We start from the raw sequence: 13435 nt of genomic DNA on the forward strand, positions 1-13435 counted from the left end.
CCCCTGATAAGGGTGAGGTCGGCAGTTCGAATCTGCCCAGACCCACCAATTTTTGTGTGGGAAACGCCTGTAGAACACCTACGGGGCCATAGCTCAGCTGGGAGAGCGCCTGCCTTGCACGCAGGAGGTCAACGGTTCGATCCCGTTTGGCTCCACCACTTACCGCTGTTTCGTTGTTAGAGTTTAGAAATGAGCATTCCGTGCTGGCACGGTGAATGTTGATTTCTAGTCTTTGATTAGATCGTTCTTTAAAAATTTGGGTATGTGATTGAAATATAGACTGGGCACCTCTTTCACTGGTGTGTGTCCAGGCTAAGGTAAAGTTTGTGAAATGCAAACTTTCGGCGAATGTCGTCTTCACAGTATAACCAGATTGCTTGGGGTTATATGGTCAAGTGAAGAAGCGCATACGGTGGATGCCTTGGCAGTCAGAGGCGATGAAAGACGTGGTAGCCTGCGAAAAGCTTCGGGGAGTCGGCAAACAGACTGTGATCCGGAGATATCTGAATGGGGGAACCCAGCGGTCATAAGACCGTTACCTTACACTGAATACATAGGTGTATGGAGCGAACCAGGGGAACTGAAACATCTAAGTACCCTGAGGAAAAGAAATCAACCGAGATTCCCTTAGTAGTGGCGAGCGAACGGGGACCAGCCCTTAAGTTGATTTGAGATTAGCGGAACGCTCTGGAAAGTGCGGCCATAGTGGGTGATAGCCCTGTACGCGAAAATCTCTTGTCAATGAAATCGAGTAGGACGGGGCACGAGAAACCTTGTCTGAACATGGGGGGACCATCCTCCAAGGCTAAATACTACTGACTGACCGATAGTGAACCAGTACCGTGAGGGAAAGGCGAAAAGAACCGCGGAGAGCGGAGTGAAATAGATCCTGAAACCGTATGCGTACAAGCAGTGGGAGCCCACTTTGTTGGGTGACTGCGTACCTTTTGTATAATGGGTCAGCGACTTATTTTCAGTGGCGAGCTTAACCGAATAGGGGAGGCGTAGCGAAAGCGAGTCTTAATAGGGCGTCTAGTCGCTGGGAATAGACCCGAAACCGGGCGATCTATCCATGGGCAGGTTGAAGGTTGGGTAACACTAACTGGAGGACCGAACCGACTACCGTTGAAAAGTTAGCGGATGACCTGTGGATCGGAGTGAAAGGCTAATCAAGCTCGGAGATAGCTGGTTCTCCTCGAAAGCTATTTAGGTAGCGCCTCATGTATCACTGTAGGGGGTAGAGCACTGTTTCGGCTAGGGGGTCATCCCGACTTACCAAACCGATGCAAACTCCGAATACCTACAAGTGCCGAGCATGGGAGACACACGGCGGGTGCTAACGTCCGTCGTGAAAAGGGAAACAACCCAGACCGTCAGCTAAGGTCCCAAAGTCATGGTTAAGTGGGAAACGATGTGGGAAGGCTTAGACAGCTAGGAGGTTGGCTTAGAAGCAGCCACCCTTTAAAGAAAGCGTAATAGCTCACTAGTCGAGTCGGCCTGCGCGGAAGATGTAACGGGGCTCAAACCATGCACCGAAGCTACGGGTATCACGCAAGTGATGCGGTAGAGGAGCGTTCTGTAAGCCTGTGAAGGTGAGTTGAGAAGCTTGCTGGAGGTATCAGAAGTGCGAATGCTGACATGAGTAACGACAATGGGTGTGAAAAACACCCACGCCGAAAGACCAAGGTTTCCTGCGCAACGTTAATCGACGCAGGGTTAGTCGGTCCCTAAGGCGAGGCTGAAAAGCGTAGTCGATGGAAAACAGGTTAATATTCCTGTACTTCTGGTTATTGCGATGGAGGGACGGAGAAGGCTAGGCCAGCCTGGCGTTGGTTGTCCAGGTTTAAGGTGGTAGGCTGAGATCTTAGGTAAATCCGGGATCTTAAGGCCGAGAGCTGATGACGAGTGTTCTTTAGAACACGAAGTGGTTGATGCCATGCTTCCAAGAAAAGCTTCTAAGCTTCAGGTAACCAGGAACCGTACCCCAAACCGACACAGGTGGTTGGGTAGAGAATACCAAGGCGCTTGAGAGAACTCGGGTGAAGGAACTAGGCAAAATGGCACCGTAACTTCGGGAGAAGGTGCGCCGGTGAGGGTGAAGGACTTGCTCCGTAAGCTCATGCCGGTCGAAGATACCAGGCCGCTGCGACTGTTTATTAAAAACACAGCACTCTGCAAACACGAAAGTGGACGTATAGGGTGTGACGCCTGCCCGGTGCCGGAAGGTTAATTGATGGGGTTAGCTAACGCGAAGCTCTTGATCGAAGCCCCGGTAAACGGCGGCCGTAACTATAACGGTCCTAAGGTAGCGAAATTCCTTGTCGGGTAAGTTCCGACCTGCACGAATGGCGTAACGATGGCGGCGCTGTCTCCACCCGAGACTCAGTGAAATTGAAATCGCTGTGAAGATGCAGTGTATCCGCGGCTAGACGGAAAGACCCCGTGAACCTTTACTATAGCTTTGCACTGGACTTTGAATTTGCTTGTGTAGGATAGGTGGGAGGCTTTGAAGCGTGGACGCCAGTCTGCGTGGAGCCAACCTTGAAATACCACCCTGGCAACTTTGAGGTTCTAACTCAGGTCCGTTATCCGGATCGAGGACAGTGTATGGTGGGTAGTTTGACTGGGGCGGTCTCCTCCTAAAGAGTAACGGAGGAGTACGAAGGTGCGCTCAGACCGGTCGGAAATCGGTCGTAGAGTATAAAGGCAAAAGCGCGCTTGACTGCGAGACAGACACGTCGAGCAGGTACGAAAGTAGGTCTTAGTGATCCGGTGGTTCTGTATGGAAGGGCCATCGCTCAACGGATAAAAGGTACTCCGGGGATAACAGGCTGATACCGCCCAAGAGTTCATATCGACGGCGGTGTTTGGCACCTCGATGTCGGCTCATCACATCCTGGGGCTGAAGCCGGTCCCAAGGGTATGGCTGTTCGCCATTTAAAGTGGTACGCGAGCTGGGTTTAGAACGTCGTGAGACAGTTCGGTCCCTATCTGCCGTGGACGTTTGAGATTTGAGAGGGGCTGCTCCTAGTACGAGAGGACCGGAGTGGACGAACCTCTGGTGTTCCGGTTGTCACGCCAGTGGCATTGCCGGGTAGCTATGTTCGGAAAAGATAACCGCTGAAAGCATCTAAGCGGGAAACTTGCCTCAAGATGAGATCTCACTGGAACCTTGAGTTCCCTGAAGGGCCGTCGAAGACTACGACGTTGATAGGTTGGGTGTGTAAGCGCTGTGAGGCGTTGAGCTAACCAATACTAATTGCCCGTGAGGCTTGACCATATAACACCCAAGCAATCTGCAGAAAGATGGCAGGTTGCGGTGTGTGAAGACGCATGAAGACGAAAGTTTGCGAACACACAGGCTGTACCTTGATCACATACCCGATTTGCTGAAGCGTTCGAGAGAACGAGTCAGCACCCGAATTTCTTGACGACCATAGAGCGTTGGAACCACCTGATCCCATCCCGAACTCAGCAGTGAAACGATGCATCGCCGATGGTAGTGTGGGGTTTCCCCATGTGAGAGTAGGTCATCGTCAAGATTAAATTCCGAAACCCCATTTGCGAAAGCAGATGGGGTTTTGTTTTTGCGCGCAAAAAAGTTCTCGGCCTCGCCAACCACCAATCGCCGCGAATCAGCGCACACAAAAAAGCCCTGCATCGCTGCAGGGCTTTTTGCTTTCAAGTGGTTTAATTACTCGCTAAGGGTTTCAACTGCTTGGGCTACGTTCACCGGAGTAGCCTCGTCACGACGTTGAATGTACTTCCAGTCCGCCTCGTCGATATAGATCCCGGCAGGCCCACTGCCGCCTTCCAGGTCAATAGCCACATGTGCCGACACTTGTGGCTTGACGCTCGCCAGAATCGGTACAAAGCCCAGCTGCAAGCTTGTTTCCAGCAGCGCGGCCTGATTCCTTTCATCGATGTCAGCGGCTTCGTCGAGGTAGTAGGGCAGACGAATCCGTCCGGCCTGCTCGCGATCCATCAGGTGCAGCAAGAGATACATGTTGGTCAGGGCCTTGATGGTCATGGTCGTCCCGTTGGACGCCGCCCCATCGATGTCGGTGTGGATAACCGGCTGGCTGTTGACCTTGGTGATCTCGAACGCGAGTTCGAACAAGTCCTTCAAGCCGAGCTGGTTGTGGTTAGCCGCAACCAGGCGGGCCAGATACTCCTTGGCATCCTCGTTCTTGTTGTCTTGCTCGGCGCTCTGGCTCAGATCAAACACCGACAGTGTCTCGCCTTCTTCGTACTGACCGGCGCTGTGGATGATCTGGTCGATGTGCTTGAGCGCTTCCTTGTTCGGCGCGAGCACAATGCGGAAGCTCTCCAGGTTGGAAACCTGCCGGCGGTTGATCTCACGGTTAAATAACGCCAGTTGATGCTCAAGGCTGTCGTAGTCGCTGCGGATGTTACGCAGCGTTCGAGCGATGTCGGTCACAGCAGCACGGCGTGCCTTGCCCAAGGTAAGCGCTTCATCCGTGCGATGAGCGTAAGCGTTGATCAGCAATTGCAGACGCCGCTCCATGTCGTCTTCGCTGTCGAACTTCGCCACGCCTTTCAAGCGAACCTGCGCGTACAGCGCTTCGATCTGACCATCGCAGCGCAAGAGGCCCTGCGAGCTGTCCTGATAATCATTGAGCAGCGGCAGCAAGTTTTCCAGCGAGTCATCAACCGGCTCCATGAACGGCGTACCAAAGGGTAGATCGGTCGGGAGCAATTGGCGACGACGCAGTGCGTCATCCAGCGTGCGTTGCTTGGATTCAAGATCGCCGATCTGACGACCGACCAGCTGCAGCTTGGCTGACAGCTGTTGAACGCGCTCGGTGAATGCATCACTGGAGCGTTTTAGCTCATCCTGGGCCGCTTCCATCTGGGCCAACTGCTCAAGCTTCTCGCCCTCTTCGGCGCTCAATGTCTGAGCGCGACGGAAGTCTTCGAGCGCTTTCTGCGCATCCAGCACCTGCTGGTACAGTGCTTCAGTCTGGGTTTTACTCGCCGCACGGTCCGCTGCTACGGCTTGTTGAGTCTTCAGTTGCTTGAGCTCCTTCTCCAGGCGCTCTTTCTGATCGCGCAGCGCGGCGCGATCGGCCAGCGCTTGCAGCGCAGGGGGCTCGATGTTCGACAGATTGACAGTCAGGCCGGGGACTTCGAAACGTTCGCCCTTGAACCCATCGAGAATCGCTTCGAGGGATTTGACCCACGCATCGCCATCATCCAGCGCGATACCTTGGTCGCCCAACGGCAAGCTGAACAGCGCGCTGTTAAACAAGCGCATCAGACGCTCTACATCAGGCTGCGAGAATTCTTCGCGCAGGCGGGCATAGCTATTGTTGTCCGCATGATCGAGCTGTTGCTTCACTGACTTCAGACGTTTTTCCAGATCACGCAGGCGCTCATCCAGATCCTCGGCGCTGAATTGGCGCGACTGTGCGAGAGCACCGGCCAGTTCATCGTGGGCGTCTTTTGCAGCCAGTAACTGTTGTTCAAGAACTTTAACGTCGTTGACCAGCGCAAACCGGTTCTTCAGTACTGCCAGTTCGCCAATCCAGCGCTGGATGTTGCTGATCTCACGCTCCAGTCGCATCAGCTCTTGAGTGCCGCCACGCTGATCGTTCTGCAGCGAATCTTGCTCGTTACGGTAGTGCTCGCTCTGAATGACCAGCTCTTCTTTGCGCGCATTGGAGTAGTCCTGCCATGTGCCCAGCAACGAGTCGAGCAATGGCGAGAGCCGATGCAGCTTGCCGCGCAGGATGTCGCGCTGTCTGACGCCATTGGCCAACGCTTCGACCAATGGGCCGGCGAGGACCAGAGCGTTGTAGTCCTGCTCCATCCTTCGTACGTCGCGGAACGCTTCTTCGCACGCCGCTATGTAATCGACGCTGCCGGAGCGCAGGCTGTGCTCAAAGGCGTCGAGAAACAGCTGCTTCAATTTGGCCGCGGTGATCTCGCGCATGTGCAGCAAGTTGATGAAGAGTGCGCGGAAGGTCTTCAGGCTCTGTTCACTGGTCGAGCGCAAGGGAATCAGCGTCAGGTCCAGGGGGATCGACGTATGGCCACCGACCAGCAAACGACGCAGTTCATCGGGCTTCAGCTCATAAGCTTTCAGGCCCTGGCTTTCCAGATTGGCAAACAGCTCCTTCTGGCGCAGGCAGGTGTCGTTCTTCTGGTAATGAGCCAGGTCCAGCTTGCCGGCGTACGCGAAAAACTGGTGACCGAAACCGCCGCCCGGGCCTCGACCGACCACGCCGATCACATGAGGACCGTGGGGCAGGGATACTTCGACGAGGATGTAGCTGGTGTCGGAAGCGAAATAGAAGCGGCGCGATTGATCAAGGCTGTATTTGCCGAAGCTCATGTCCGACATGCGCGCCAGAATCGGGAACTGCAAAGCGTTGATCGACGCACTCTTGCCCAGGTTGTTCGCGCCGTAGACCGACAGCGGATGCTCCAAGGGAAACAACCCAAGGCTGTAACCGGCGGTGTTCAGCAGCGCGAAGCGGCGTATTCCGTAGCGTTCCTGGCTCATGCGTCATGCTCCTGTTCTTCAGCGATCGCCCGGGCTAGCGCTTGCTCTTCGGTTTCTGCTGATTCATCGAATTCGGTGAGGTCCAGCGGGTCGTCCGTTTCCAGCAGTCGCTCATCGCTGTCTTCGTCAATCAGTACCGGGGCCGGCAACGGCAGGGCGCTGTGCAGGCTGGCCGCCAGATCACGGTCTTGCTGTACCGAGAGGCAGACGTCGAGGAAGCGATGCATCGGCGGCAGGAAGCGGTAGATGCCGACTTCTTCGGCGGCGAATCCCAGCTGGGTCATGCGGCGCATGATTTTTTCTTCGAGCTCTTCCTGGGTCTGGACTTCAGCCTGCAGGAACAGATCGCGGTACTTTTCCAACAGCGAGGGCAGCTCGTCACGGCCCAGGCTGCCGCCGTCGAGCACGGCGACCGGGTCGCGGCCCTGGTCGGCCAGGTGCTCGACGAGGATGAATGTGAACAGGGCCAGACGTTGCGCGGTCTTGTTGACCTGCGCGGCCGCCAGATCAGGCACGAAGTAGTAGAAACCACGGGTGTCGCAGACCAGTTCGAACCCCAACGCTTTGAACAGACCGCGGTACTGATCCTGAAGATTGGAAAGCTGTGCGTACAGCTCGGGGTCGCGGCGGCTGACGTGGTAGCCCTTGAACAGCTCGCGGAAGATCGGCGCCAGCTGGGTCATTTCGGATAGATCAAGATGCATGGGCGGTGCCCTCGGAATTCTCTGGGGTGGCGTCTTTGCTCGAGAGCAGGGCGAAGGAGCGCAGGCTGACGCGGTGCTCCTGGGTCAGGTATTCGCGGCGCTCAAGGCGCTCGCGCTTGAAGCGTTTGTCCCGCGACAGGCGCGAAAACCAGTACAGCAATTCGTCGGTCGCGCCGGTGGGCTCTTGCTCCAGCAGCCAGACCATCAGATCTGGCATCGGCAGGGCGTCTTCGCAGCGCTCGACCATTTCCCTGACCGTACGCGGTGCGCGCGGCGGCTCGCCCTTGCGGGTGACATTGGCCTTGGGAAAGCGCGCCGGTTTCGGCTCGAAGCGCGCCAGCGCATAGACATACGCTTCAACCTGATTGGCACTGCCTAGGAATGTGCTCTGCGGACGGGTGAACATCGGCATCGCCGCTTGCGGCACGGCATCGAGGCCCCGTCGACGAATCGCCGACAGCGCCAGGGCAGCGCCACGAGTCACGGCGTTGTGGCGACGCGCTTCTTCACGCAGCGGCAGCAGCAACTCGCGCGCATGACGCAAGGTCAGCTGCGCGCTGGTCTGCATTTCAAGGATGCGCGCGTGGGTGCGCAGGAGCATGTCGTCGTCAACGAGGTGGCCGAGACGCTGCTGGTCCGTCAGCATGCGCAGCAGCACGTTCTCTACCTTGCGCACGCCCTGTTCGAAGGCGCCATCGGCGTTCACCAGCTGGATCATCGGCTCGACGTATTCATCCCAGGTCGCCAGCACTTCCGCGTATCGCTGACGCAGGGGAATCTGCCGGTCACTGGTCTTGGCGCGTTCGGCCACGGCCACCAGCGCCTGCTCGTCGTTGGCGAGCTTTTTCAGTACATCCCGCACGCGCATGTCCAGCAAGCGCAGCTGCCGAGCGAGGTCATTGGCGTCGCGGGCGTCAAAGGCTTCCTGTATGTAGCCGGCCAGCCGTTCGAGGTGGCGAAGGTACGCTTCGATTTCAAGGCACAGCCCCAGACGATGCTCGCGACGCAGGTACGACAGGAAATCGTGGATCTGCGCGTTCAGCTCGAAACGGTTCGGGCTTTTCGCCACCGGGACCAGTATGTCGAGCCGAATCCAGACGTCCAGCAGAGTGGTGATGTCCTGGGGCGTGCTCTCCAGTTGCTGGGCCGCCAGTTGCAATCGCAGTTCGCTCAGGCTCAAAGTGCCCTGGTCGAAGTGCTCGCAGAGTGGCTCGAGAAGCGCCCAGTGTTCGGCAAGGGCGCGCAGGACGCGCTTAGGTTCGATCATCGGATGGTCGCTGACTGGCAAATAAAAGCGGCGATTGTACTGCATCGCCGGGCTCGTTTTTCACCCTCAGTCGATCAACAGCGGCGGGAAACGGTGAAGGCCTGTAGAATCTTTCGCCTGACTTTATCCACAGGTAGCTGACCTTTGCTCAACGAGCCTCGTCGTCGCGCTTATCTGACCGCCATGCAGGTGGTCAGCTGGCTGCCGCGCACTGAATTGCCTTTTGCCGCGCCGTCGCGTCCCGAGTTGCTTGCGCCGATGCCGCAGATTGTAGATGCGCCCGCGCCGGTTATTCAGGCGGATACCCCTCACGCGCCGGAGCGCGATTCGCCCGCCGTCGCGCCGACGCCCGCTGCGCGTATAGTCGAGCGGCCGAAGATCGATATACCTCGTCCATCCAGCGCGCCCAAGCCAAAGCCTGTGCAGCAAGACGAGGCTGCACCGGCCGTGGTGAAAGCGCCTGTCGCGCCGCCGCCGCGGTTTGCCCTGCAACTGCTGCGCGCCGGGAGTTGCCTGCTGCTGGTGGAACTGGTGACCGGCGAGCCGTTTCAGAGCCGCGACCCTTCCTATCTGTTGCTCAAAGACATGCTGCGTGCCGCTGGCCTGCCGGACAGCCCGCAGATCATCGGCGAGCCCGTGCGCTGGCCGCTGCTGGTGCGCGGGAAAATGGATCAAGGGCCCGAAGCGGCACGGGATTTCGTCCAGGGTTTTCTGTACGCACGCGTCGAAGAACAACCCTGCACCTGCCTGTGGCTGATCGGACTCCCGGCGCTGCGTTTTGCGGCTGAAACGGACGCCGAATCCTACAATCTTGAACTTCAGGTTGATGGCCTGGGGTTAGCCTGGGCGCTGCCGGGTCTGGAACTGTTGATGGACGAGCCGCAGCGAAAGGCCGAAGTGTGGCGCTCCATGCGTCAGTTGATGGGCCGTTGGAAGACCGTAGATGAATGACGCAGTAACGTTTCGCCGCATGACCGAAGCTGACCTGGATGCCGTCCTGAAGATTGAGTACGCCGCATTCAGTCATCCCTGGACGCGAGGCATTTACCTCGATGCGCTGAAGTCATACGAAGTCTGGCTTATGTTCGAAGGCAGTCAGCAAGTGGGGCACGGGGTGATCAACGTGATCATCGATGAAGCGCACTTGCTCAACATCACCGTTAAACCGGAGAGTCAGGGCCGTGGCTTGGGGCTGGTGCTGCTGGAACAGTTGATGAAGCGTGCCTACGAGATCAATGGCCGGGAGTGTTTTCTCGAACTGCGAGACAGCAATCGGTCGGCCTACCGTTTATATGAGCGCTATGGTTTCAACGAAATAGGCCGACGTCGGGATTATTACCCGGCAGTGGGCGGGCGTGAGGATGCGATCGTCATGGCCTGCACGCTGTTCGAATGATCCAGGGGCCACTGTGGGGCGAACCTGGTTCGCTCCCACAACACTCAAGCCGCTGATCAGACGCCAGGCTTGCCGTCCAGCGGATCAAGAATGGCCATTTCTTCTTCATCCAGACCAGCGCCAGCACCGATGTCATCTTCATCGACGACGCTCAGAGCCTGGTCAGCCGGGCCATCTTCGCCGGCTTCACGGGGCGAGCGTGCGCCATCTTCACGGATCAATGTTTCAGGGCTCATGTCGTCGTCCGTCGGGTTGTGATCTGCGGTGGATGCACCGGTCAGCCCTGCTTCACGTACGCGTTCATCAGGGATCAACGTTTCAAGTTCATCCTCAGGAATGACGTCGCCAATGCGCCCGCTCGGCTCATTGTTGTCGTTGAAGTTGAGCTCTTCCATCGATCCCATGCGGTCTTCGTTGTCATCGATGGGCTCGGGTTGAGTGGCATCGAATGGACGGCGTGAATCGTTCATGGCAAATCCTCAATAGTGTCGGTCTTAATGGGTGGACCGGACGACATGGCGAAGATTCCATCCGCTTCCTGATCGGTCATCGCCGATCGGACGATCGCCCGCGTGACCTGAAGCGCCGAGCCCCAGTCATAGCTGAGCACCATTTCCGAGGCATCAACGCATGAACGAACTACAAGACTTGATCGACAACAACGAACGTTGGGCTGCCGCTATCAAGGAAGAAGACCCCGAGTTCTTTGCCAAGCTGGCGCGCCAGCAGACGCCGGAATTCCTATGGATCGGTTGTTCGGACGCCCGTGTCCCCGCCAATGAGATCGTCGGCATGCTGCCGGGGGATCTGTTCGTGCACCGCAACGTGGCCAACGTCGTGCTGCACACTGACCTTAATTGCCTGTCGGTGATTCAGTACGCCGTCGACGTGCTCAAGGTAAAACACATCCTCGTTACCGGCCACTATGGTTGCGGCGGCGTGCGCGCGTCGATGCAGGATCGCCAGTTTGGTTTGATCGATGGCTGGCTGCGCACCATTCGCGACCTGTACTACGAAAACCGTGAGCTGCTGGCCCAGCTGCCGACGGAAGAAGAACAAGTCGACAGGTTGTGCGAGCTGAACGTGATTCAGCAGGTCGCCAACGTCGGCCACACCAGCATCGTGCAGAACGCCTGGCACCGTGGGCAGAAGTTGTCTGTCCATGGTTGCATCTATGGCATCAAGGATGGGCGCTGGAAGAGTCTGAACGCGACCATCAGCGGCCCGGAGCAGTTGCCGCCGCAGTATCGGTTGCGTCCGCAGGGGGAGTGATCGGGTAGGGCAAGCGTCCATCAAATTGTAGGAGCGCGCTTGCCCGCGAATGCATTCTTCCAGATATCACAGTGGTGTCTGGCAAAACGCGTTCGCGGGCAAGCGCGCTCCTACACAGGCCGAGGCTTTACAGCTTGGTCTGCTTCATCTCCGGCAGCGGCTTTTGCAGCAGTTTGATCTGCCGCGACACCTCGCCCGTGCGGCATTTCGCTGCCGCCTGATCCGGCGTCAACTTGCGGACTGTGGTGAAGAACAGTTTGCAGGTTTCAACTTTGTTGGTCACCTGCCAGTTGGTCGTGCACTGGTTCAACAGCGCCGCCGGATCGGTGGTCGGTTTCTGGCCCATGCCGGCTTGCCAGCACGCCGCGCTCAGGTCCTGGCCCATGACTTTCAAACCGGCTTCATCCGCCTTCGCTTCGTCCCCGCCGTAATTGCTTTTGTCCGCCGCATTCCAGATATAGCTCGGGTGATTGGAGCCCAGCACGGCGACGCTTTGGCCGGTGGTCGGGCTGATGCTCGCCAGGCCCAACACCGGAACCGTCACGTTGTATTGCTGCTTGAGCCAGGCGCGTACCGGCGCACCGAACGCGACCATCGGCAGCGATGTGCCCGCCGCACTTTGCGTCAGCTGCTTGACCATGTTGGTCTGGTAATCGGTGAAGTAGCTGTAGACGTTTTCGAGGTCCTTGCCGGCGTTGGACGGCGCAGCAATGGGCGCGATGTCGATGATGGTCTGATAAGCAGGCGTCTGCTCCTTGGGGATGCCGTTATCCGTGAGCAGCTCGGACCAGCGGTCGGTAGTGGCCGAGAAAAGATAGTCCTGAGCCTGCGTCAGTGAATAGTCCGGCGGGAAATGCAGCAACTCGACGCTCTTGCGGTTTTCCAGCGCCATGCCCAATGGCAGAAACAGATACCAGTTGTAGGCAAATTTGTTATCGGCGTTGAGTTTGTTCGCGCCGGCATAGGCCAGGTCGCCAGCGTCGAGCAGCGCTGAAAGGGGTTTGTCGTAGCCGTCCGGCACGCCGGTAATGTCGGCGTAGATAACGTCGTTGTCGTTGTGCACCGCAACCTTGGCAGCCGCGTAGCCGTCACGCTGCACGCTTTGCGTGAGGTAGTGCTCGACGGTCTGTTCCAGCGTCCAGTTTCGGAAACAGATGACATTGCAGTTGTTCGGGTAGGCAAACAGGTGTGTGACGCGCTCCTTGCTCCCCAGTTTGACGTTGACGTCAGCCTGAGCGGTGAGGCTCAGCGTCAATGCGGTGAGGGCGATGCTCAATGCAGCTGTTTTTTTCATGCTCATGTCCTTGTTGGCGTAGTCACCCCTCTGCGTGGGTGGTGTTTCGATAATGAAACACTTGGACATGACTGGGAATGGCTTACAACACGAATCGCTGAACCATCGTGTTCAGGTCAGTTGCCAGCATCGACAGCGCGTTGCTCGCTACTGTGGTTTGCTCAGCGCCGGACGCCGATTGCGACGACAGATCGCGAATGCTGCTCAGGTTACGATCAACTTCATTAGCCACTTGAGCCTGTTGTTCGGCGGCGCTGGCGATCAGCATGTTCCGGTCGCTGATGGTCGAGGTTGCGCTGATGATGACGGTCAGTGCGTGACCGGTGGCAGCGGCCTGCTCCAGGGTCAGATTGGCCTGGGCAGCGGTGACGCGTAGCGTTTGCGCGGTCTCCTGAGTGCTTTTCTGTACATCGTTAATCAGCGTTTCGATCTCGGTGGTCGACGCGCTGGTGCGTTGGGCGAGGGAGCGTACTTCATCGGCGACCACGGCGAATCCGCGGCCCGCTTCGCCCGCCCGTGCGGCTTCGATGGCGGCATTCAGTGCAAGCAGGTTGGTCTGGTTGGCAATCGCGCGAATGACTTCGAGAATCTTGCTGATGCTCAGCGTGCGCTCGGCGAGACCGTCGGCCTGGTGAGAGGAATCAAGAACGTTGTCGGTCAACTCCTTGATCGAGTCAATGGTGCCGGTCAGGCGCAGACGTCCCTCGGCGGCCGCTTCGTTGGACGCCTTCGATTCGCTCGACGTGCTGCTGGCGTTATCGGCGACTTCCACGGCCGCCTGACTCATCTGGTTCACCGCCACCGCGGCCTGCTCGATCTCATCGTTCTGCAGTTGCAGGTTCTTGGCGCTGGCTTCGGCAATCGCGCCCATTTCCTGGACAGACTGGCTCAACTGGCCGGCGGCGGCGTAGATCTGATCGATCGTGCCGTGCAGATTGGCGCGCATCACGCCCAGGGTCTTCAGCAGTTGAGC

The 13435-nt window shown here is 57.7% G+C and carries 8 protein-coding genes, 2 tRNA genes, 2 rRNA genes and 2 pseudogenes (1 of these 14 cut by a window edge); 8 read left to right on the forward strand and 6 right to left on the reverse strand.

Translation table 11 applies throughout. From position 1 onward, the window contains the following. From OKW98_RS05425 to rrf, 4 genes are all read left to right on the forward strand, one after another. Positions 1–48: transfer RNA gene (locus OKW98_RS05425), tRNA-Ile, on the forward strand; it begins 29 nt to the left of the window's first position. A 34-nt stretch (positions 49–82) separates the two neighbouring features. Beyond that, positions 83–158 (forward strand) — tRNA-Ala (locus tag OKW98_RS05430). Positions 159–389: 231 nt separating this feature from the next. Beyond that, a 23S ribosomal RNA gene (locus OKW98_RS05435) occupies positions 390–3280 on the forward strand. Between the two features lie 146 nt (positions 3281–3426). Beyond that, positions 3427–3542, forward strand: a 5S ribosomal RNA gene (gene rrf, locus OKW98_RS05440). A gap of 152 nt (positions 3543–3694) precedes the next feature. Here rrf and mksF read toward each other — a convergent pair. From mksF to mksB, 3 genes are read right to left on the reverse strand one after another with little or no spacing between them, the layout of a single operon-like run. Beyond that, positions 3695–6529 (reverse strand): Mks condensin complex protein MksF, encoded by a 2835-nt coding sequence (gene mksF, locus OKW98_RS05445; protein WP_265388269.1) that lies wholly within the window; start codon positions 6527–6529, stop codon positions 3695–3697. Beyond that, positions 6526–7233, reverse strand: a complete 708-nt coding sequence (gene mksE, locus OKW98_RS05450; protein WP_122536222.1) for an Mks condensin complex protein MksE — start codon at positions 7231–7233, stop codon at positions 6526–6528. Before mksE ends, mksF begins: the two co-directional genes overlap by 4 nt. Further along, entirely contained in the window at positions 7223–8500 is a 1278-nt protein-coding gene (gene mksB / locus OKW98_RS05455) for an Mks condensin complex protein MksB (protein ID WP_133772577.1), read from the reverse strand. Before mksB ends, mksE begins: the two co-directional genes overlap by 11 nt. A 144-nt stretch (positions 8501–8644) precedes the next feature. Between mksB and OKW98_RS27430 the strand changes: the two are divergent. The 3 genes and pseudogenes from OKW98_RS27430 to rimI form a co-directional block, all read left to right on the forward strand. Beyond that, a pseudogene (locus OKW98_RS27430) lies at positions 8645–8768 on the forward strand (energy transducer TonB); the annotation flags it as partial. A gap of 80 nt (positions 8769–8848) precedes the next feature. Then, a pseudogene (locus tag OKW98_RS05460) lies at positions 8849–9451 on the forward strand (energy transducer TonB); the annotation flags it as partial. Further along, on the forward strand, positions 9444–9896 hold the full coding sequence (gene rimI, locus OKW98_RS05465; RefSeq protein ID WP_265388271.1) for a ribosomal protein S18-alanine N-acetyltransferase: 453 nt from the start codon (positions 9444–9446) through the stop codon (positions 9894–9896). The pseudogene OKW98_RS05460 and the gene rimI, both read left to right, overlap by 8 nt. Positions 9897–9952: 56 nt before the next feature. Here the strand turns inward: rimI and OKW98_RS05470 are convergent, their stop codons facing one another. Further along, positions 9953–10366 (reverse strand): serine kinase/phosphatase, encoded by a 414-nt coding sequence (locus OKW98_RS05470; protein ID WP_265388272.1) that lies wholly within the window; start codon positions 10364–10366, stop codon positions 9953–9955. A 160-nt stretch (positions 10367–10526) separates the two neighbouring features. Between OKW98_RS05470 and can the strand changes: the two genes are divergently transcribed. Next, positions 10527–11168, forward strand: a complete 642-nt coding sequence (gene can, locus OKW98_RS05475) for a carbonate dehydratase (protein WP_265388273.1) — start codon at positions 10527–10529, stop codon at positions 11166–11168. 127 nt (positions 11169–11295) lie between these two features. Here the strand turns inward: can and OKW98_RS05480 are convergent, their stop codons facing one another. Both OKW98_RS05480 and OKW98_RS27435 read right to left on the reverse strand, forming a co-directional pair. After that, on the reverse strand, positions 11296–12462 hold the full coding sequence (locus tag OKW98_RS05480) for a hypothetical protein (protein WP_265388274.1): 1167 nt from the start codon (positions 12460–12462) through the stop codon (positions 11296–11298). 82 nt (positions 12463–12544) lie between these two features. Beyond that, positions 12545–13408, reverse strand: a complete 864-nt coding sequence (locus OKW98_RS27435; protein ID WP_416148426.1) for a methyl-accepting chemotaxis protein — start codon at positions 13406–13408, stop codon at positions 12545–12547. Between the last annotated feature and the right edge of the window lie 27 nt (positions 13409–13435).

This window comes from Pseudomonas sp. KU26590, assembly GCF_026153515.1.
Classification (GTDB): domain Bacteria; phylum Pseudomonadota; class Gammaproteobacteria; order Pseudomonadales; family Pseudomonadaceae; genus Aquipseudomonas.

Excerpts from the sequence above, each read along its gene's own strand:
- can (WP_265388273.1), top strand. The coding sequence starts at position 10,527 with ATGAACGAACTACAAGACTTGATCGACAACAACGAACGTTGGGCTGCC.
- mksB (WP_133772577.1), bottom strand. The coding sequence starts at position 8,500 with ATGATCGAACCTAAGCGCGTCCTGCGCGCCCTTGCCGAACACTGGGCG.
- OKW98_RS05470 (WP_265388272.1), bottom strand. The coding sequence starts at position 10,366 with ATGAACGATTCACGCCGTCCATTCGATGCCACTCAACCCGAGCCCATC.
- rimI (WP_265388271.1), top strand. The coding sequence starts at position 9,444 with ATGAATGACGCAGTAACGTTTCGCCGCATGACCGAAGCTGACCTGGAT.
- OKW98_RS05480 (WP_265388274.1), bottom strand. The coding sequence starts at position 12,462 with ATGAAAAAAACAGCTGCATTGAGCATCGCCCTCACCGCATTGACGCTG.
- mksF (WP_265388269.1), bottom strand. The coding sequence starts at position 6,529 with ATGAGCCAGGAACGCTACGGAATACGCCGCTTCGCGCTGCTGAACACC.
- mksE (WP_122536222.1), bottom strand. The coding sequence starts at position 7,233 with ATGCATCTTGATCTATCCGAAATGACCCAGCTGGCGCCGATCTTCCGC.
- OKW98_RS27435 (WP_416148426.1), bottom strand. The coding sequence starts at position 13,408 with ATGCGCGCCAATCTGCACGGCACGATCGATCAGATCTACGCCGCCGCC.